A 19,446-nucleotide genomic window follows, 5' to 3' on the forward strand; every position below is an offset into this window, starting at 1 on the left:
TTTGTATATTAAAAATCGTAATATAAATTTCGTAATGATGTTTTAATTGAGAAATAAATATAGTTTGTTTTATCTTCAGAAATAGCTGTTTTTTCTATTCTGTTTGTTGCTCCAATAATAAAAGATAAATTAGTTTTAGGGTTAATAACGTAACCCAAATGTGCTTGAAGAATTGTTAATGTTGCATCATATTCTGACAAAGAACCAGAAACAGTAGTGTTATATTCTGCTAAATTAATCTTCGCTTGAGTAAATAATCTTTTGTATTTGTAATTCGCAATTCCAACAATTTCATTAAAATTAGTTCCTAATGGGTGAGCAAGGGCTTGATTGTAATGATCGTAATTTTGTAGTGTATTACTATTTACTTGGTAAGTAGAAGGCGATACAGTGTTATATTCAGCTTGTAATGTTAAATTTTTAACGGCATAGAATTTTAATCCTGCTTGTAGCCCAATCTGTGTTTCATCTTGCTTACCATCATAAACGGTTTGGTGATAAAGAACAGTTTTAAAAGGTAATTTAATTTTAACATTTAACCCAACAATAGAATGGTCAGCTTTATTGAATCCAGTAGATATGGTATTTACAAAAGGAATTGGGTTTAACTGTCTGTATTCAAAAGGTAAAGTTCCAGTGGAGTCTTCAGTTTGCCATATAGTTGATTCAAATAAACCTACGTTTAACCATTTTGTTGTCAGCCAATTTAAATAATGAGTGGACATGCTTTTACGTTGAAATAAACTTTCAGGAACAGAACCAATAGGTCTTCTGTTAAGGTTTGTTAGTGAAGCATGAAGTTTAGTAAACTGAAATTTATCTTTTCCAAATAAAACAGTAGCTTTTAAGTAAGGGTAATTAGTTGCAACATCTGAAAGTAACAATGAACGATACCCATCGCCAATAAAGTTTTTACCGTTACCTAACTGTAAATTTAAAAACTTTGAGGGAGTGTAAGAAATATAAGATGAAGAATAAGCATAATCAAATCCGTTTTGTTTGAAATTTTTAACTCTACCTTGCCCTGGAGCAACTCCAGTTTCTCTTACATAATCAGAGATGTAATTAGGATAAAAAGATTGATTTTCATAAACAGCAGTTAAAAATGAAAATTTAGTCCCGATGTTTCCTTTAATTAATAATCCTCTTGTGTTTGTGTAAATGTTTTGTTTATTGGCTGATTTGTCTGCTTGGTCAACTCCAAATTCAGCATTTAAAAGTGGGTCAACAGTTAAATAAAAATTACCTGTGTCTAAAACCAAAAAGTTTTGATGTAACAATGATTGTCCCATCCATTTAAAAAAGTTTCGAGGCTTTTTTGCTGATTTAGAAACATTAATTAAGTAGTTATTTTTTTCTGAATCTGATAGCCAAGTTAATGAATCGTCAACATTAATAAATGATTCTATAATTGGTTGTGATGAAGTATGAGTCGATGATTTAAAATCATCAAAAGCTTTATAATTACTTAAATTAAACTCCCTATTTAAAGGTAGGTTTTGTTGTTGCGAAAAACCAACAAAGCCAATAATTAGAAATATTATGAGTATTAATTTTTTATTCATTTTGTAATCAAGCAGCTAGAATACTTAAGCAAAAAAAATTATCCTTTTTACGATTCATATTTTTAATACGAATATCAGAGTATTTCCGTTTACCTGCTTTTCTTTTGAGTAAAGGTAAATTACTTTCTTTAAAAAATATAATAATTATCAATTACAATTCAACTCGCTCTTTAAAATCAACAGGAAACGATTTGCTTAATTGTTTTGCTCGTGCTTTTATATCACCTTTTACTTGAAGTTCTATATTCTTATCGAACATTAAACCAATTAAAACAGGAATTGCTCCTGAAAGCATATCGCTTAATCCAGTTTCAACAACAATAGTGTGTTTTTTATTCGATTTTTTAGGTAAAACTATTTTATCTTGAATTTTAGCGGATCCAATTTTTTCATTCTTAATAAAAAGTTCTAAATCAGAATCAACTACACTTATTTTATAGTTGTTCGGATTGTTAACCTGCATTTTGAATTCAATTTCTACAGCAGAAGTAGTTAATGATTTTACTCTTATATCAGAAACATCAATAACTTCCACCTCTTTGTATTCAATACAAGAATAAAGCGAAAAGCATAGTGTAAGAAGAATTAAAAAAGAAAATATTTTATTCATTAATTTTTGAATTCTTCAGTGAAGTATTTGTAAAATAAAGGAATTGTTTCAATTCCTTTGATGTAATTAAAAATACCATAATGCTCGTTTGGAGAATGTATAGCATCAGAATCTAAGCCAAACCCCATTAAAACAGATTTTAATCCTAATTCTTCCTCGAAAAGTGCAACGATAGGAATACTTCCTCCACTTCTAACTGGTATTGGGTCAATTCCAAAAGTTTCAGCCATTGCGCTTTTAGCAGCTTTATATCCGGCAAAATCTATTGGAGTAACATATGGAGTCCCTCCGTGGTGAGGAGTTACTTTTACTTTAACTGACTTTGGAGCTATGCTTTCAAAATGTTTTGAGAATAGCTCTGTTATTTCATCAGAAATTTGATGAGGAACTAAACGCATAGAAATTTTAGCGTAAGCTTTTGAAGGAAGAACAGTTTTTGCACCTTCTCCAGTATACCCTCCCCATATTCCATTAACATCCAAAGTTGGTCGTATAGAAACTCTTTCAAGGCTAGAATAACCTTTTTCTCCTTCAACTGCAGCTATATCCAATGAATTAATATAAGTTTCGTCAGATATTGGTGCTTTTGCCATTTCTGCTCTTTCAGTAGCACTTAATTCTTCAACTTTATCATAAAATCCAGGAATAGTTATATGATTATTTTCATCGGTTAATGAAGCAATCATTTTAGAAAGCACGTTTATTGGATTTGCAACTGTTCCTCCATATAATCCTGAATGTAGATCTCTATTCGGACCAGTTACTTCAACTTCAAGATAACTTAACCCTCTTAATCCTGTTGTGATTGAAGGTACATCATTAGCAATAATGCCTGTGTCGGAAATTAAAATCACATCAGCTTTTAATTTTTCTTTATTGTTTTTTACAAAAGTTCCTAAATTTTCAGAACCAACTTCTTCTTCTCCTTCAATCATAAATTTAACATTACAAGGAAGAGAATTTGTCTGTATCATAGTTTCAAATGCTTTAACATGCATATACATTTGCCCCTTATCGTCACAAGCTCCACGAGCAAATATTGCTCCTTCAGGATGTAGTTCCGTTGCTTTAATAACTGGCTCAAAGGGAGGACTGTCCCATAAATTAATTGGGTCAGCAGGTTGAACATCATAATGACCGTAAACTAAAACAGTAGGCAAATTAGCGTCTATAATTTTATCTGCATATACAATAGGATAGCCAGCTGTCTGACATACTTCTGCGTTATCTGCACCAGCAGCGATTAAGCTATTTTTTACTTCTTCGGCAGTTTTAAAAGTCTGTTCACTATAGTTTGAATCGGCACTAATTGAAGGTATTTTTAGTAATTCAATTAATTCATCAATAAACCTTTTCTTGTTTTCTTGTATATAGTTTTTCATCTAGATCTTAGTTTTATGTCTAAAAACAAATATACATTCAATATTTATTTTAATAAGAATCAAATGTTCTTTTTAATTGATTTAAATAAAATAACAAATAGTTAATATTTGGCTGAATATTTAAATAAATAGGAATCCAATTTAAGATTTAATAAAAATTATAATAATCCAACCTTTCGGCTTCTTTTTTTGTTTTAAGTATCTATTAACAATACTTTTGTAACTTCATGATTAAAAGGATTTTAATATCAATATTCATCTTGTTTAGTTTTGTATTCACAAAGGCTCAACTAGTTGTTAATACAGGACTTATGACACCTACACAATATGTACAAAACATATTAGTTGGTTCGGGAGTTACTGTATCAAATGTTACTTTTTCAGGAGATTTTAATCAAATAGGCGAGTTTGATGCTACAGGAACAACACCTTATTTAGGTTTGACTAATGGTATTATTCTTTCTACTGGAGATGTTAATGTAGCTTTAGGACCTAATAATTCTGGTAGTGAGGAGCTAGGTGGGGGTAATTTTGGTTTGGGTGATTCTGATTTAGATATTTTAGAAGGCTCAGGAATTGGAACAAATGATGCTGCAATTTTAGAGTTCGATTTTATTCCTACTGGTGATACAGTAAAGTTTAAATATGTTTTTGGATCGGAAGAATATCCTGAATATGTTAATTCAATTAATGATGTTTTTGGCTTTTTTTTAAGTGGTCCTGGAGTTGTTGGAGGATTTTCTGGAGGCGCTGCAAATATTGCATTGATACCAGGAACAACAACACCTATATCTATAAATTCGGTAAATGAAAATGTAAATTCTTCATATTATTTTGACAATACCCCTTTTACATCGGCGCAAACTATTCAGTTTGATGGATATACAACAGTTTTAACTGCTGTATCTGCTGTTCAGTGTGGTGAATTATATCATATAAAAATTGCTATAGCAGATGCATCAGATACTTCATGGGATTCAGGTGTTTTTTTAGAGGCCGGAAGTTTTTCAAGTAATACAGTGACTTTAAGTTCAAATGTTGATGTTGCAAATGGTGATTCGCTCTTATATGAGGGTTGTGGTACAGCATTTATCGATTTTGTTCGTAGTGACGATACTGACACTTCTATTTTTTATTATAATATTTATGGAAGTGTTACAGGTGCAGATTATTCTGTAAGTGCTGATAGTATAGTTTTTCTTCCAGGGGAAGATACCCTTACTTTATCATTCAATGCAATTAACGATGGAATTGCAGAACCATATGAACAAGTAAATGTTGAGCTAATACAAACAATTTGTGGGATTACAGATACATCTGTTATTACTTTTTATATCGCAGATTATCCACAATTTAATTTAGTTGTATCAGACACTTCAATTAGTTGTTTGTCGGATTCTGTCCCTGTTTGGGTTGACCCTATTGCTGGAGTTAATATTCTTTGGGAAACAGGTGAAACCTCTGATACAATATGGGTTAGCCCTACTTTAACAACTCATTATAGTGTAACAGCATCTGATACATGTGGTATTTACTCAGTAACTGATAGTGCAGAAGTAACATATATTGATCCTTCTCCGATAATAACTACGACACCAGACAGTTTAGGGAAGTATTGTCCTCAAGACTCATTAATACTTTATGCTTCAGCTATTGGTGGAGCTGGTATTGGAGGATTTACTTTTGATTGGATGCCATTAGGTGTTCAAAGTGATTCACTAGCTGTTAGTCCAGACTCAACGCAAATGTACTATGTATTGGCTACTGATGTATGTGGAAATACTGCAACAGACTCAGTAAAAGTGTTTGTTCCAAACTTTGATTCACTTTTTGTTGAAATACTAACTCTTGACACAACAATATGCTCGGGATTAACAGTAAATGTGGCAGGACAAATAAGTGGAGGTGTTGGTTCATACTATTCTTGGAGTAATGGAATTACAAACGCTCTTTCAATAGATGCTACACCATTAACAACAACAACTTATTTTATTACTGCTGAAGATAGTTGTGGTTCTTATCAACAAGATTCGATTGTTATTACAGTTGATGTTTCAGGGATAGATGTTGATATACCTGATGAATCTATTAATTGTTTTAATGAAATTGTAGTTTTAAGTGCAACAGTCTCAAACAATATTGGACCAGTTACTTATGATTGGAGTACTGGAGAAATTACAGATACTATAGTTGTAAGCCCTTTGGTAAATTCAACTTATTGGGTTGAAATACAAGATTTGTGTAAAACCATAGTTGATACTATTTTAGTTTCAGTTCCTCCTTTCGATTCATTAGATGTAATAAATACAGGAACATTAATGATTGCTTGCCCTGGTGATTTAGCAGTTTTGTCTGCTATTGTTAAAGGTGGAGATACTGCTGCTCAATTTTTTAATTGGTCTGATGGACTAAGCACTTATGTAGGTAACAATATCAATGTTTATCCTAATTCAACAACTGTTTATAGTTTTGTTGTAACAGATACTTGTGCATTAATGACTGATTCAATTTCAGTAACTGTTGCATTACCTTCTTATCCTCCATTTTCGATACAAGTAACTAATGACACATTAGTATGTAGAGGTGATGAAATTAAAATTGGAGTTGAAGCACAAGGAGGTGCAGGCCACTATATTTATGATTGGAAAGGATTAGGAACAACAGACTCAATAACAGTAAAAGTAAATGAGTTATCCACTTACGATGTTGTAGTTTATGATAGATGTAATAACTATTTAACAGCAAATATTACGCTTGACGAAATGCATCCTACAGCAAACTTTAACTATGAATATTTATCAGATTATACAGTAGAATTTCATGATTCTTCGTTTACCGATATTGTTTATCATTTATGGACATTTGAATTTCAGGATACATCAAATGCTTTAAATCCAATTTATACATACCTAACACAAGGAGAACAGACTGTTTCATTATTTGTAAGGGATATAACTGGTTGTACTGATGAAATTACGAAAACGATAAAACCGGATATTTATTTTTATGTTCCAAATGCATTTACCCCAAATATTGATGGAATTAATGATGTGTTTTTTATTAAAGGAATGGGTATAGACCAATTTGAGATTTACATTTTTAATCGTTGGGGAAATGAAATATTCTATTCTGATGATATAGAAATTTCATGGGATGGAAGTTATAAAGGGGAATTTGTAAAAAATGACACCTATGTTTATCTCATCAAAGCAATTAACTTTGATGGAGAAGAAATTGAACAAAGAGGAATTGTAAATGTAATGAGGTAGTTTTAAATTAAACTTACTCCATCCATTTCTTTAGGAGCATTAATGTTCATTAATTTTAATATTGTTGGCGCAATATCACCAAGTTTCCCATCTTTCAATGTCTTATAATCCTTATCAATTAAAATACAAGGAACAAGATTAGTGCTATGTGCAGTATTTGGAGTGCCATCATCATTTATTGCAAAATCAGCGTTTCCATGATCAGCAATAATAATAAATGAGTAATCATTTTCTAATCCAGCTTCAACAACACGTTGGGCACAATTATCAATTTTTTCTACTGCTTTTACAATAGCAGAATAAACCCCTGTGTGCCCTACCATATCAGGATTTGCAAAGTTTAGGCAAATAAAGTCAGTATCGCTTTTATGTATTGCTTCGATAATAGACGTAGTAACTTCTTCAGCACTCATTTCTGGTTGTAAATCGTAGGTTGCAACTTTTGGAGAATTCACCAAAATTCTTTGTTCACCTTCAAATGGTTTTTCTCTTCCACCAGAGAAGAAAAAGGTTACATGTGGGTATTTTTCTGTTTCAGCAATACGAATTTGGGTTTTATTGTTTTGTTCTAAAACTTCACCAAGTGTATTTGCTAAATTGTCTTTATCATAAATTACATGAACGTTTTTAAACGTTTTATCATAATTAGTCATGGTAACGTAATACAAAGGAAGTGTGTGCATGTTTTGTTCATGCATATCTTTTTGTGTTAAAGCAATTGAAATTTCTCTACATCTATCTGTTCTAAAATTAAAACAGATTACTACATCATTTGGCTGAATGATAGAAATTGCATTTCCAGTTTCGTCAACTTTAACTATTGGCTTTATAAATTCATCCGTTACATTGTTAGCATAAGATTTTTCAATACTTTGGGTAAGATTATTTGAATGTTCTCCTATTCCATTTACCATTAAATCGTAAGCATATTTAATTCTTTCCCAACGATTATCTCTATCCATTGCATAGTAACGACCAACCACCGAAGCAACTTCACAATTAGTTCCAGATAGTTTTTTTTCTAAAATCTTAATAAAGTCTAATCCGCTTTTTGGATCACAATCTCTACCATCAGTAAAAGCATGAACATAACCATTTACATCGTAATTATTTGTTATTTCACATAAACGGTATAAATGCTTTTGATGAGAGTGAATCCCTCCGTTAGAAACCAACCCTATAAAATGTACATTAACATTATTTTGTTCAGCATGTTTAAGAGCTGCAATCAAAGTTGGGTTGTCGTTAATGGTGTTTTCTTTTACTGCTTTATTAATTTTTGCAAAGTCTTGATAAACTACCCGTCCTGCGCCAATATTTAAATGGCCAACCTCAGAATTTCCCATTTGACCTTCAGGTAAGCCAACATGCTCTCCAAAAGTTTTTAAAAATGAGTTTGGGTAATTCTGCAAACAGCTATCATAAAAAGGCGTGTTTGCATTAAAAATAGCGTCAGATTTAGTTTTGTTTCCGCATCCCCAACCATCAAGAATTAAAAGGGCAACTTTTTTAGTACTCATTTTCAAAAAATTTAGAATACAAAGTTAACTATTCAAAATTTTAACACTGCTGAAAATGGTAAGAAATGTTATTCAAGTTTTTAACTGTTAGTAAAAGACTGTAACCTTCTGGTTGAGCTTTGTTATTTCTCAGTTTTAATAATGTTAATTAATAATGATTATGGGTATTAATATTTGTTTAATAATTAGTTAACTTCCTATATCAAATAATTGGGAAATAAAATATCATATTCACTTTTTATTAAAACAGAAAATATGGCAAAGAAAAAATCTACAAGAATTTATGTGTTAGATACTTCAGTTATCTTATACGACCATAATGCAATTAATAATTTTGATGATAATGATATAGCAATACCAATTACGGTGTTAGAAGAGCTAGACAATTTTAAAAAAGGGAATGATACCAAAAACTTTTCGGCAAGAGAGTTTATTCGTTTTTTAGATAAAATTAGTGGGCATAATACACTTCAAAAATGGGTAAACTTAAATGGGCCTGGAAAAGGGAAGTTTAAAGTCATTATGCATCACGAAAAAACAAACCGTGATGCTACGTTTATTTTTGATGATAATAAAGCAGATCATAAAATTTTAAATGCAGCCATCTCTTTGCAAGAAGAATATCCAGAAAGAGAAGTTGTAATGGTTACTAAAGACATAAACTTAAGGCTTAAAGCGAAGGCATTAGATTTGCCATCGGAAGATTATTTAACAGGGAAAATACAAGATATTAAAGGGCTGGTTGAGACTGGCAAAAACGTGATAGAAGACGTTGATGCTGAAATGATAAAAAAAATATTTAATGGGGGAACAATAGAAAACCCTGAAATAAAAGGAGTTGAGTTTAAGAAGAATTGTTTTTACATTTTAAAAAATGGAAAAAGCTCCGCTTTAGCTTTTTATAATCCGTTGACACTTTCATTAGAAAGAGTGGAAAAAGAATATGTATATGGCATTAAACCAAAAAATGCTGAACAAGCCTTTGCAATACATGCTTTACTGAATGATAATATAAAACTAGTAGCCTTGCAAGGAGTTGCGGGAACTGGAAAAACTTTATTAGCATTAGCAAGTTCTATTGCTCAAAAAAACCAATACAGTCAAATAATTTTAGCTCGACCAATAGTGCCATTAAGTAACAGAGATATTGGTTATTTGCCAGGAGATGCAAATGAGAAAATTGGGCCTTACATGGAGCCTCTTTGGGATAATTTAAAATTTATAAAAAATCAATTTGGCGAAAACGAGAAAAAACGCAAGTTGATTGATGACATGGAAAATGATGAACGAATAAAAATTACACCATTAGCTTATATTAGAGGAAGAAGCTTAAGTGATGTTTATTTTATTGTAGATGAAGCACAAAACTTAACACCACATGAGGTAAAAACAATTATTACCAGAGCAGGTGAGAATACTAAAATAATATTTACGGGTGACGTTAATCAAATAGATTCCCCTTATTTAGATGAGCAAAGTAATGGACTTTCTTATTTAATAGACCGTTTAAAAGGACATGAATTATTTGCACATATCACCTTAGAAAAAGGAGAGCGAAGCGAACTGGCGAATTTGGCGAATGATTTATTGTAGAATTTTAGCTATAGAAACAAAAAAAGCCTTTAATTTTTGAAGGCTTTTTTGATACGGTATTCTTTAGGTATTACTGAATCTTCACATTCTGGCTATACATCTGATCTTCAGATGAAGCGATTATTAAATAATCACCTTTAGGAATGTATGATTCAATTGGAATGGCAACCACTGTGTCTGCTTGCACATTCATTAATATTTTAGAGTAAAATTCCTGTCCTTTAATGTCTCTTAGCACAACTAATAATTGCCCTTCTTTTTTTATGTTGTCAAATGAAAGGTTAATTACTTTTTCATTGCTTTCTTCAGCTGGAAATAAGCTAACCTTTTCTTCTGTAAAGTTAGATTTAACAGGCACAATGTTCGAAAACATTTCTTGACCTTCGTTGTTAATTTGTTTTAAACGATAATAAGAAACACCAGCCATTGGTTGATTGTCAGTTTGAAAATAATCTACAGGTTCGCTATTATGTTCAGCACCGTATATTTTTGCTAATTCTTGCCAGCTAGTTTTATCAGTACTTTTTTCAATTGTGTAATTAGCTATTTGCTGTCCGTTTTGTTTCGACCAATTTAACTGAACGATTTGTTGTTTACCATCAAAATAAGCTTCGAAACTAGTTAGTGAGTTGTTGCTTTCTGTTTTCGCTAAAGCTTTGTTTAACGATTCTTGTAAAGAGTTTTCTTGGGCAGAGCTTAAATAAGTAAATCCGAATATGGTTATTATGCTAAGTAATATTTTCATTTGTTAAAATTTTATCTAAAAATCCGATTAATCGTTTAATTTTTATTTCAGACGAATTACAACTTATTAAGTTGCCTTTGTGAATTAAAATAGGTTGAAAATATGAAAGAAATCCACAAAAAAACCCTAACTACCAAGTAGTCAGGGTTTTTGTTTAAGTGGTGCCTCCAGGAATCGAACCAGGGACACATGGATTTTCAGTCCATTGCTCTACCAACTGAGCTAAGGCACCAATTAAATGGTCGGCAAATGTAGAAATTATTTTTATTTTGAGAAATAAAATTCGCACAATTTGTACTTTTGGTCAATATTTTTTCATGAACTTAGTCATAGATATAGGTAACACACTTACCAAAGTTGCAATTTTCTCTAATAATCAAATTATTTTTAACAATAATTATGATTCTTTAACGGCAAACCATATCCAAAATCTTCTGAATAAATATAATATTGTCAATTCAATAATAGCTGAGGTTAAAAATTTTGATGCTGCCTTGCAATTAATGTTAACCGAAAAAACAAACTTCTTTACACTAAACGGAAACACAAATTTGCCTTTTAATAATTTATACGCTACTCCAACTACATTAGGTAAAGATAGAGTTGCAGTAATTAGCGCTGCAAGTAAATTGTTTCCGGGCACCAATGTTTTAGTTATAGATATAGGTACTTGTATAACTTTTGATTTAATTGATGTTAACAATAATTATTCGGGAGGAGCAATATCTCCAGGATTAAATATGAGATTAAAAGCATTACAACATTTTACAGGCAAACTTCCTTTAGTAGAGTTAGAAGAAGAGGACACTCCAAAATTTATTGGAGATTCTACTATAAACTCAATAAAATCTGGTGTATTTTACGGTATAAAACATGAAATAGAAGGAGTAATAAATGCTTATGATGGGCAATATGACGACTTAAAAATTGTTTTAACAGGAGGAAATGCTGAAAGGTTTGAATTAGCGCCAAAAAATCGCATCTTTGCAGACAAATTTTTTGTGCTGAAAGGGCTAAATGAAATTTTAAATGAGAATGCAAAAATTTAAAAACTTAATTCTAGGAACATTTATTGTGGCTTTAACGCTTCATGGTTTTGGTCAAGCTACAACAAATTCACCTTATTCTAAGTATGGAATAGGGGTGCTTCGTTCCGAAAGTTTTAATCAGAATTTTGCTTTAGGTGGAGCTGGGTTAGGTTTTAGGTCAAATAGCTCATTAAACTTATTAAATCCAGCATCATATTCTGAAATTAGCATAACTACAGTTGAGTTTGGAGTAACAAATAATGCACTTTGGTTAAGTGATGGAACACAATCTCAATTTCAAAACAACGCTTACATCGATCATATTGCTTTTGGTTTTCCTGTAATAAATAATAAATGGGGAATGTCATTTGGTATGTTACCTTACTCAAATGTTGGTTATGATTATCAAAATACAGACCGTGTATCATTAGTTGAAGGAGATACTATTGACCTTAATTATTATTACAAAGGTGATGGAGGATTAAATAAGGTGTATTTTGGTAATGCTCTTAAATTTAGAATTGATTCAACTTCAAATGTTTCTTTTGGAGTTAATGCTTCGTTAATATTTGGATCTATAAATGCAGATAAAAAGGTAGTATATGGTAATTTACCAAGTTCATACAATACTTGGCAAATAACAAAATCATCAGTAGCAGATTTTAATTTTGATGCTGGAATTCAATACCAAAAAACATTTATTAATGCTAAAGACGAAAAGTATAATTTAACAATAGGGGCAACTTATACTTTGGGTAGAGAATTAAAATCTAAAGATTCTGATCTTATCAGAACATTTGCAGGGAATATTGAGTTTGGTACAGCAAAAGATACAATATTAAATGTTGACGAACAAGCTGGAATTATTGAATTACCATCTCAGATTGGCGCAGGAATTGCTTTCGAAAAGCAAAATAAATGGACAGTTTTAGTAGACTATAAAACTACAGCATGGGATAAGGTTCAAAATTCGGAGCCTAATTTATATCAATATAAAATGAGCCACTCTATTAATGGTGGTTTTGAGTTTATTCCTAAGTATGATGCTTTTAATAACTACTTTAAAAGAATTAAATATCGAATCGGAGCAAGGTATAAAACATCTTATTTAACGATTAACGATAAAAATATAAATGAATATGGCATAACTTTTGGTTTATCTCTACCAATGAAGAGAACTGACTCTGCAATACCTGGGTTAAATTTTGGTTTAGAATATGGAAAACGCGGAACAACAGATGCAGGATTAGTTGAAGAAAAATTTGTAAACTTTAATTTTGGAATAACCATTAATGATAGATGGTTTATAAAAAGAAAATACGATTAAGAATTAAAAAATAAGTAAAATGAAAAAATTAGGATTAGCAATATTAGCATTAACAATAAGCACACTAAGTTTTGCTCAAGGTAAATATGGTGCGACTCCAGAAGATAGTATTGTATGTATTGAAAGTTTAATTTATAAAGATTACATGAAAAGTGATCCTAAATTGGCTTTAAGTTTATGGAAAAAAGCATACAAAGCTTGTCCAGCATCTCAAGTAAGTTTATACATCAATGGTGTAAAGTTATACCAAGGTTTGGTTAAAAGTGCTAAGGATGCTGCATCTCAAAAAGCATATAAAGATACAATGTATTCTATTTTTGATCAACGTATTGAAGTGTTTGGAGATAGAGCAAAAGTATTAGGTTACAAAGGACAAACAATGCTAGTGTATAGTAAAAAGGAGTTAGATAAAATTTATGCAACTTTAAATGAAGCAGTAGAATTAGGAGGGAATAAAACCGCTGCAGGTACATTAGTAGCAACAATGTTTGCTATTGTTAATCTTGAAAAAGCAGATAAAAAAACTAAAGAAGAAGTTGTTGTAGAATACGATAGATTGATTACAATTTGTGCTAGCCATAAAGGTGATTCGAAATATACAGATGCAGATGCTAAAATACAAAGTGTTGCAGCACCGTATTTAGATTGTGAAGTACTAGTGCCATTGGCTGAGAAAAACTTTGAAGCAAATAAAGCAGATGTTACTTGGTTAACTAACACTGTTAAATTATTGAAGTACAAAAAATGTTATGAAGCTCCAATTTTTGCTAAAACTGCTGAAGCATTATTTCCATTAGATCCTTCTGCAGAATCGGCTGAAAATATGGGTAAATTATTCTTGGGTAAAAAAGATTATACTCAAGCAATAGAATGGTTTGAAAAAGCTTTAGGTATGGCTGAAACAAATGAAGATAAAGCATCATTTACATTTAGTATTGCAGAAGCTTATTTGTATGCTAAAAATTATTCATCTGCTAAATCATACGCTCAAAAAGCTGCTGGTTTAAAAAGTGGATGGGGAGAGCCTTACATTTTGATAGGTGATGCTTACATGTATAGCTCAAAAAGTTGTGATGATGGTGAGTTAGGAAGATTTGGAGCATACTGGGCTGCAGTTGACCAATATCAAAAAGCTAAATCTGTTGATGGAAATGCAGCAAGTGAAGCTAACAAAAAAATTGCAAGAGCGTCTGCTAGTTATCCTTCTACAAAAGATTTATTCTTTTATGGAAAGCAAAAAGGTGATAGCTACACTTGTAAATGTTGGATTGGAGAAACTACAACAATTAGAGTTAACGATTAAAAAGTGATATTATCATTTTCTAGTATAGTCAAAACAATCCCGATTATTTTTATAATCGGGATTGTTTGTTCCTGTAAAAATGATATTAATGAGGTTAACGCACTAACTTCAAATGCTAATCAGCCAATTCGAACAGGAAAGAATATTGAATTAATTTATTCCGAAAAAGGGAATACAAAAATTAAAGTTAAAGCGCCCGAAATGGAAGAATATGAAGGCGAAGAAAGCTATATGGAAATGATAAAGGGGATAGAAGTATTATTCTATGATTCCCTTCAAAAAGTAACAACAACGTTAACTTCTAATTACGCCATAAACAGGCTTGATAAAAATATAATGGAAGCCAAAAATGATGTAGTAGTTGTTAATGAAAAAGGTGAGCGATTGAATACAGAGCACCTTATATGGAGACAAGATTCTGCAAAGATTTATACCAACGAGTTTGTTAAAATTACTACTGCTGATGAAATTTTAATGGGAGAAGGACTTGTTGCGAATGAAGATTTTACAAAGTATAAGATCTTAAAAATTAAAGGAATAATAAACATAAAAGAAGAAAACGATACCATTCAAAAAAAATAAAATATGTATAAAGTAATTCGATTTTTAGAGTTAATGTGGATAGTAATTGCAGCTTGCTGTATAATTATTGGAACATTTAAATTAATTACACTTGGATTTATGGATGCGTTGTTTTTTTATGTGTTTTGTATCTTAGCTGTATTTCTTTTTCTTTTAAGAAGAAGACAACGAAGAAACATTGAAAAGCATGAGTCAGAAAATTAAATTATATCTTATCTTTAGCTTTAAAAAGTTGATAATTCAAATATGACGCTAACTCTTTTTTTCCTTTTTTTAGCAGTGTTTTTTTCAGCCTTTTTTTCAGGAATGGAAATTGCTTTTGTTTCAGCCAACAAATTGAAGATTGAGCTAGATAAAAAGCAAGGAGGTTTACCTGCAAAAATACTTTCTAGTTTCATACAAAATCCAGCAAAGTTTATTAGTGCTATGCTATTAGGAAATAACATTGCTTTGGTTATTTACGGTATGCTAATGGCTAAAATTTTAGAGCCAATCATTTTTCAATTTACCAATAGCGAGGTTGTTGTCCTGTTAATACAAACTCTATTATCTACTTTGTTTGTTTTGTTTTTTGCTGAGTTTTTACCAAAGGCTTTATTACGAATTAACCCAAATAGAACTTTAACTATTGCTGCTGTTCCGCTAAAAATAGTTTATATAATAATTTACCCTTTCAATTATCTAACAATAGGGCTTTCAAATTTTATTCTTAGATTATTTAAAATAGATACTTCAGATAGTAATATGGCATTTTCTAAAATTGATTTAGAACATTTCGTAATGGACATTCAAGAGCGTCAAGAAGAAGGAGAAGAGATTGAACACGAAATACAAATTTTTAAAAATGCATTAGATTTTTCAGAAGTAAAAGCAAGAGAATGTATGATTCATCGTACCGAAATAATTGCTATGAATGTTGAAGAGTCGATTGAAAATTTACGAGAAAAATTTTTGGAAACAGGGTTGTCTAAAATATTAATTTATAGAGATAATATTGATCATATTATTGGGTATACTCATTCTTTAGAGTTATTTAAAAAGCCAGAAACAATAAAATCAATTTTGTTGCCAGTAGCAATTATCCCAGAATCTATGCCAGCTAATGAGATTTTAAAGCAATTTATTAAGCTTAGAAGAAGTATGGCGGTAGTGGTAGATGAGTTTGGAGGAACTTCGGGATTAATAACTATGGAAGATATTGTCGAAGAGATATTTGGCGAAATTGAAGATGAATATGATATTGAAGAATTGGTTGATATTCAAATAAATGAAACAACATTTCAATTTTCTGCTAAAACAGAGATTGATTATATTAATGAAAAATATAAACTATCTCTACCTGAATCTGAGGATTATGAAACTTTGGGAGGATTTGTAATTAATATACATGAAAGTATTCCAGAAAAAGACGAGGTGATTTTATTTAAAAATTATTCTTTAACTATTAATGAAGTGAGTGAAAATAAAATTGAATTAATCACAATAGAAGTGTCTGAAAATTAATTAGATATGGCCTTTTAATTAGCTAATTTTATTTCTTATCTTAACTTCCTGAACAACTAATTGTTAATTAGATAAATTCTTCTTTTTTATTTCAACCAACAATCGTATATTCGCAACCCAAATAATTTTTATAAAATGGCAGTAATAGGTAAAATTAGAGAGAAGTCATCGTTGTTGTTGATTATTATAGGTGTAGCAATGCTTGCATTTATATTAGGAGACTTGTTTAAATCAGGTCAAACTTTTTTTGGCGATAATAATAGTATTGGTGAAATTGGTGATGTTCAAATATCAGGAATAGAGTTTAATTCAAAATATGAAGAAGGGATTGCTCGTTGGGAGTCTCAAAATAAAACTACAGCTACTGAGCAAATTCGTGAGTCTATTCGTGAACAAGTTTGGAATGAAATTGTTCAAGATAGAGTTTTAGGAAGTCAAATTTCTGAATTAGGTTTGTCAGTAAGTCCACAAGAGTTGTTTGATATGGTTCAAGGTAATGATCCTCACCCACAAGTTAAACAAGCATTTTCAAATCCTCAAACTGGAGAGTTTAGTTCTGCACAAGTATTACAGTTTTTAAAGAGTTTAGAAACTATGCCAGTTGAAAACAAAAACCAGTGGTTGTTATTTGAAGAAGGGATTCAGAAAGAGAGAGTATCTTCAAAGTATTTTAATATGGTTAAAAAAGGAATGTATGCTCCAGCAGTATTATCAAAAAGAACTTACATTGAACAAAATGAAAAAAGAAACATTCAGTTTGTTGCAAAAAGATATTTTACAGTTGCAGATAGTTCTATTACAGTAACTGAAGATGAGAAGAAAGCGTATTATGCAGAACACAAAAATGAATTTAAACAAGATGCTTCTAGAGAAATCGAATACATTAAGTACGATGTAGTTGCTTCAGAATCTGATATTGCAGAAACAAAAAAATGGATTGACGAAACATATACTGAATACAAAGCTTCAACAAATGATTCAGCTTATGTAATGTTTAATTCTGATGTGCCTTTTGATGCAAATTATTATTCAGAAGCTAATATGCCAAGTGTAAATGATTCAGGTTTCTTTTTTGCTGAAGTCGGAACAATGGTTGGTCCTTATGAAGAAGGAAATGCTTTTGTTATAGCTAAGTTATCTAACGTTAAAATGGTTCCTGATTCAGTAAAAGCCAGACACATATTATTAAAAACAACTCAGCAACCTACAGATACATTGTTAGAAGCAAAATTAGATAGCATCAAAAATGTGATTGAGAAAGGTGGAAATTTCGCTGAAATTGCAAAAGAAGTTTCTGAAGATGTTGGATCAGCTATTGAAGGTGGTGATTTAGGATGGTTTAAGGAAGGGCAAATGGTTCCTCAATTTAATGACGCTTGTTTTAACGGTAAGAAAGGCGATTTAACAATTGTTCAAACTCAATTTGGATTTCACTTAATTGAAATACAAGATCAAGGTGAAAAAGTAAGAAAAGTACAAGTTGGTACAATTGTAAGAAATATTGAGCCTAGTAATGAAACTTATGATGCTGTTTTTGCACAAGCTAGTGCTTTTTATTCAGAAAACAACTCTTCAGCTAACTTTACTAAAGCGACAGAAAGTGGAGATCTTCTTAAAAGAGTTGCTGAAATAAAAGTAAATGATAAAACTATAGCAGGATTAGATTCTCCAAGAGAATTGATTCGTTGGGCATTTAATAATGAAAAAGGATCAGTTTCTGCTCCATTTCAGTTTGAAAAATCGTTTGTAGTTGCTCACTTATCTGAGGTTAAGGAAGAGGGTGTTGCACCAATGGCTCAAGTAGAGATACAAATTGAATTGGGAGCTAAAAAAGCTAAAAAAGCACAACAATTCATGACTGAAATGTCAGGAGCTACAAGTTTACAAGATTTAGCAACTAAAGTTGGAGGACAAGTTGAAAATGCTAAAAATGTAACTTTTGCAAGTTATTCAGTTCCTGGTATGGGACAAGAACCTAGAATTATTGGTATGGTTCCGACTTTACAAAAAGGGCAGATGAGTATTCCTTTAGAAGGGCAAACAGGAGTATTTGTAATTATGGTTGATGATGTTGTTTCTGCTGAAGAAATTACAGATTATAGTGCTGCTAAAATGCAGTTAGAGCAGCTTTATAGTAATAATAGTAACAGAACTTTAGAGTCATTAAAGGAAAAGTTTGGAGTTAAAGATAACAGACATAAATACTATTAATATTATTATATCGTCTATTAAAAAAGGAGCTTTAACAATGTTAAAGCTCCTTTTTTTTATTTGAAATTTAATATTAAAGAGATATTATTGAAATATAAATGATCCATATATTGATGGATCTTTGATAAACCAAATGAATATCTTAGCTCTGGAGCAAAAGTGAAAAACTTAGTAATTTTTTCAATTCCTAATCCTAGGTCTACCCCGAAATTTGTAACTGTCTTTATCGTTGTTTCAGAACTTTCCTGAAATGAGATTGGGATTCTAATATTTGGGCCAAAATAAATGTAAGGCTTCCCTATTCGAAGGGCAATATGTGTCATAAATTCAAGACTAACAGGCATTAAAGAAAAAGACAAATTTTTACTGTCTATTGAATAAAAATGAAGTTGGGAATTATTAAATGAAAGTTCCGCTTTAGGCGAAATAAATAACTTGTCAGAAATATTATAATCCATCAATAGTCCTAACCTTAATCCAGCTTTATTGCTAATATCTTTATTTAGGTCCTTAGATGAACCTTTTGCAATTAAATGAGAATAATTACCGCCAGCACTAAAGCCAAACTTCAATTTTTCAGTATTGGTTAAATTAGTTTCAGTTTGCCCATAAAAACTTGATATAAATACTGAGGTTAGTGTTAACAAAACTACTTTTTTCATAAGTTTAAAAAATTAAATATTAATAAAGTAGAATTTATTTATAGGCTAGTTTTTGATAATATTTACATAACGGTATTATGTGAATATATATTGTTTGAGCAAAAAAAATCCCGGCATAAATGACCGGGATTTTTTTTGGTTATAAA

Annotated in this window: 15 protein-coding genes and 1 tRNA gene; 9 read left to right on the forward strand and 7 right to left on the reverse strand. The window is 30.8% G+C overall.

The features are described 5' to 3' along the window. Window positions 1–8 precede the first annotated feature (8 nt). The 3 genes from FRY74_RS11555 to FRY74_RS11565 all read right to left on the reverse strand — a co-directional run bounded on the left by FRY74_RS11555 (window position 9) and on the right by FRY74_RS11565 (window position 3,557). A complete protein-coding gene (locus tag FRY74_RS11555; RefSeq protein WP_147101778.1) occupies window positions 9–1,565 on the reverse strand; it encodes a hypothetical protein in 1,557 nt (518 codons plus the stop codon). Between the two features lie 151 nt (window positions 1,566–1,716). Beyond that, window positions 1,717–2,175, reverse strand: a complete 459-nt coding sequence (locus FRY74_RS11560) for an LEA type 2 family protein (RefSeq protein WP_147101780.1) — start codon at window positions 2,173–2,175, stop codon at window positions 1,717–1,719. Beyond that, window positions 2,175–3,557, reverse strand: a complete 1,383-nt coding sequence (locus FRY74_RS11565; protein WP_147101781.1) for a dipeptidase — start codon at window positions 3,555–3,557, stop codon at window positions 2,175–2,177. Before FRY74_RS11565 ends, FRY74_RS11560 begins: the two co-directional genes overlap by 1 nt. 311 nt (window positions 3,558–3,868) lie before the next feature. Here FRY74_RS11565 and FRY74_RS11570 point away from each other — a divergent pair, with 311 nt between their 5' ends. Then, window positions 3,869–6,826, forward strand: a complete 2,958-nt coding sequence (locus FRY74_RS11570; RefSeq protein WP_170228024.1) for a choice-of-anchor L domain-containing protein — start codon at window positions 3,869–3,871, stop codon at window positions 6,824–6,826. Between the two features lie 2 nt (window positions 6,827–6,828). Here the strand turns inward: FRY74_RS11570 and gpmI are convergent, their stop codons facing one another. Next, complete coding sequence (gpmI, locus tag FRY74_RS11575) at window positions 6,829–8,346, reverse strand: 2,3-bisphosphoglycerate-independent phosphoglycerate mutase (RefSeq protein ID WP_147101785.1); 1,518 nt, start codon at window positions 8,344–8,346, stop codon at window positions 6,829–6,831. 255 nt (window positions 8,347–8,601) lie between these two features. Here gpmI and FRY74_RS11580 point away from each other — a divergent pair, with 255 nt between their 5' ends. Beyond that, window positions 8,602–9,939, forward strand: a complete 1,338-nt coding sequence (locus FRY74_RS11580) for a PhoH family protein (RefSeq protein WP_147101786.1) — start codon at window positions 8,602–8,604, stop codon at window positions 9,937–9,939. Between the two features lie 70 nt (window positions 9,940–10,009). Here FRY74_RS11580 and FRY74_RS11585 read toward each other — a convergent pair whose 3' ends face one another. Beyond that, window positions 10,010–10,684, reverse strand: a complete 675-nt coding sequence (locus FRY74_RS11585) for a hypothetical protein (RefSeq protein WP_147101788.1) — start codon at window positions 10,682–10,684, stop codon at window positions 10,010–10,012. Between the two features lie 159 nt (window positions 10,685–10,843). Then, window positions 10,844–10,916 (reverse strand) — tRNA-Phe (locus tag FRY74_RS11590). Between the two features lie 85 nt (window positions 10,917–11,001). Between FRY74_RS11590 and FRY74_RS11595 the strand changes: the two genes are divergently transcribed. The 7 genes from FRY74_RS11595 to FRY74_RS11625 all read left to right on the forward strand — a co-directional run bounded on the left by FRY74_RS11595 (window position 11,002) and on the right by FRY74_RS11625 (window position 18,638). Then, window positions 11,002–11,733: a type III pantothenate kinase gene (locus tag FRY74_RS11595; RefSeq protein WP_147101790.1), complete on the forward strand. Its 732-nt coding sequence runs from the start codon at window positions 11,002–11,004 to the stop codon at window positions 11,731–11,733. Next, window positions 11,720–13,039 (forward strand): hypothetical protein, encoded by a 1,320-nt coding sequence (locus FRY74_RS11600; RefSeq protein ID WP_170228025.1) that lies wholly within the window; start codon window positions 11,720–11,722, stop codon window positions 13,037–13,039. Before FRY74_RS11595 ends, FRY74_RS11600 begins: the two co-directional genes overlap by 14 nt. Window positions 13,040–13,058: 19 nt before the next feature. Continuing rightward, window positions 13,059–14,342 (forward strand): tetratricopeptide repeat protein, encoded by a 1,284-nt coding sequence (locus FRY74_RS11605; RefSeq protein ID WP_147101794.1) that lies wholly within the window; start codon window positions 13,059–13,061, stop codon window positions 14,340–14,342. A gap of 3 nt (window positions 14,343–14,345) precedes the next feature. Beyond that, a complete protein-coding gene (gene lptC / locus FRY74_RS11610) occupies window positions 14,346–14,924 on the forward strand; it encodes an LPS export ABC transporter periplasmic protein LptC (RefSeq protein ID WP_147101796.1) in 579 nt (192 codons plus the stop codon). Between the two features lie 3 nt (window positions 14,925–14,927). Then, entirely contained in the window at window positions 14,928–15,128 is a 201-nt protein-coding gene (locus FRY74_RS11615; protein ID WP_147101799.1) for a hypothetical protein, read from the forward strand. A 42-nt stretch (window positions 15,129–15,170) separates the two neighbouring features. Then, window positions 15,171–16,427, forward strand: coding sequence for a hemolysin family protein (locus FRY74_RS11620; protein ID WP_147101801.1), 1,257 nt, complete (start codon window positions 15,171–15,173; stop codon window positions 16,425–16,427). A 135-nt stretch (window positions 16,428–16,562) separates the two neighbouring features. After that, on the forward strand, window positions 16,563–18,638 hold the full coding sequence (locus tag FRY74_RS11625; protein WP_147101803.1) for a peptidylprolyl isomerase: 2,076 nt from the start codon (window positions 16,563–16,565) through the stop codon (window positions 18,636–18,638). Between the two features lie 56 nt (window positions 18,639–18,694). On the opposite strand, the gene FRY74_RS11630 is transcribed toward FRY74_RS11625, so the two are convergent. Further along, a complete protein-coding gene (locus FRY74_RS11630) occupies window positions 18,695–19,300 on the reverse strand; it encodes an outer membrane beta-barrel protein (protein WP_147101805.1) in 606 nt (201 codons plus the stop codon). Window positions 19,301–19,446 lie beyond the last annotated feature (146 nt).

It is taken from the genome of Vicingus serpentipes, from assembly GCF_007993035.1.
In the GTDB taxonomy this organism is placed as follows: domain Bacteria; phylum Bacteroidota; class Bacteroidia; order Flavobacteriales_E; family Vicingaceae; genus Vicingus; species Vicingus serpentipes.

Excerpts from the sequence above, each read along its gene's own strand:
- FRY74_RS11555 (WP_147101778.1), bottom strand. The coding sequence starts at position 1,565 with ATGAATAAAAAATTAATACTCATAATATTTCTAATTATTGGCTTTGTT.
- FRY74_RS11560 (WP_147101780.1), bottom strand. The coding sequence starts at position 2,175 with ATGAATAAAATATTTTCTTTTTTAATTCTTCTTACACTATGCTTTTCG.
- FRY74_RS11565 (WP_147101781.1), bottom strand. The coding sequence starts at position 3,557 with ATGAAAAACTATATACAAGAAAACAAGAAAAGGTTTATTGATGAATTA.
- FRY74_RS11570 (WP_170228024.1), top strand. The coding sequence starts at position 3,869 with ATGACACCTACACAATATGTACAAAACATATTAGTTGGTTCGGGAGTT.
- gpmI (WP_147101785.1), bottom strand. The coding sequence starts at position 8,346 with ATGAGTACTAAAAAAGTTGCCCTTTTAATTCTTGATGGTTGGGGATGC.
- FRY74_RS11580 (WP_147101786.1), top strand. The coding sequence starts at position 8,602 with ATGGCAAAGAAAAAATCTACAAGAATTTATGTGTTAGATACTTCAGTT.
- FRY74_RS11585 (WP_147101788.1), bottom strand. The coding sequence starts at position 10,684 with ATGAAAATATTACTTAGCATAATAACCATATTCGGATTTACTTATTTA.
- FRY74_RS11595 (WP_147101790.1), top strand. The coding sequence starts at position 11,002 with ATGAACTTAGTCATAGATATAGGTAACACACTTACCAAAGTTGCAATT.
- FRY74_RS11600 (WP_170228025.1), top strand. The coding sequence starts at position 11,720 with ATGCAAAAATTTAAAAACTTAATTCTAGGAACATTTATTGTGGCTTTA.
- FRY74_RS11605 (WP_147101794.1), top strand. The coding sequence starts at position 13,059 with ATGAAAAAATTAGGATTAGCAATATTAGCATTAACAATAAGCACACTA.
- FRY74_RS11615 (WP_147101799.1), top strand. The coding sequence starts at position 14,928 with ATGTATAAAGTAATTCGATTTTTAGAGTTAATGTGGATAGTAATTGCA.
- FRY74_RS11620 (WP_147101801.1), top strand. The coding sequence starts at position 15,171 with ATGACGCTAACTCTTTTTTTCCTTTTTTTAGCAGTGTTTTTTTCAGCC.
- FRY74_RS11625 (WP_147101803.1), top strand. The coding sequence starts at position 16,563 with ATGGCAGTAATAGGTAAAATTAGAGAGAAGTCATCGTTGTTGTTGATT.
- FRY74_RS11630 (WP_147101805.1), bottom strand. The coding sequence starts at position 19,300 with ATGAAAAAAGTAGTTTTGTTAACACTAACCTCAGTATTTATATCAAGT.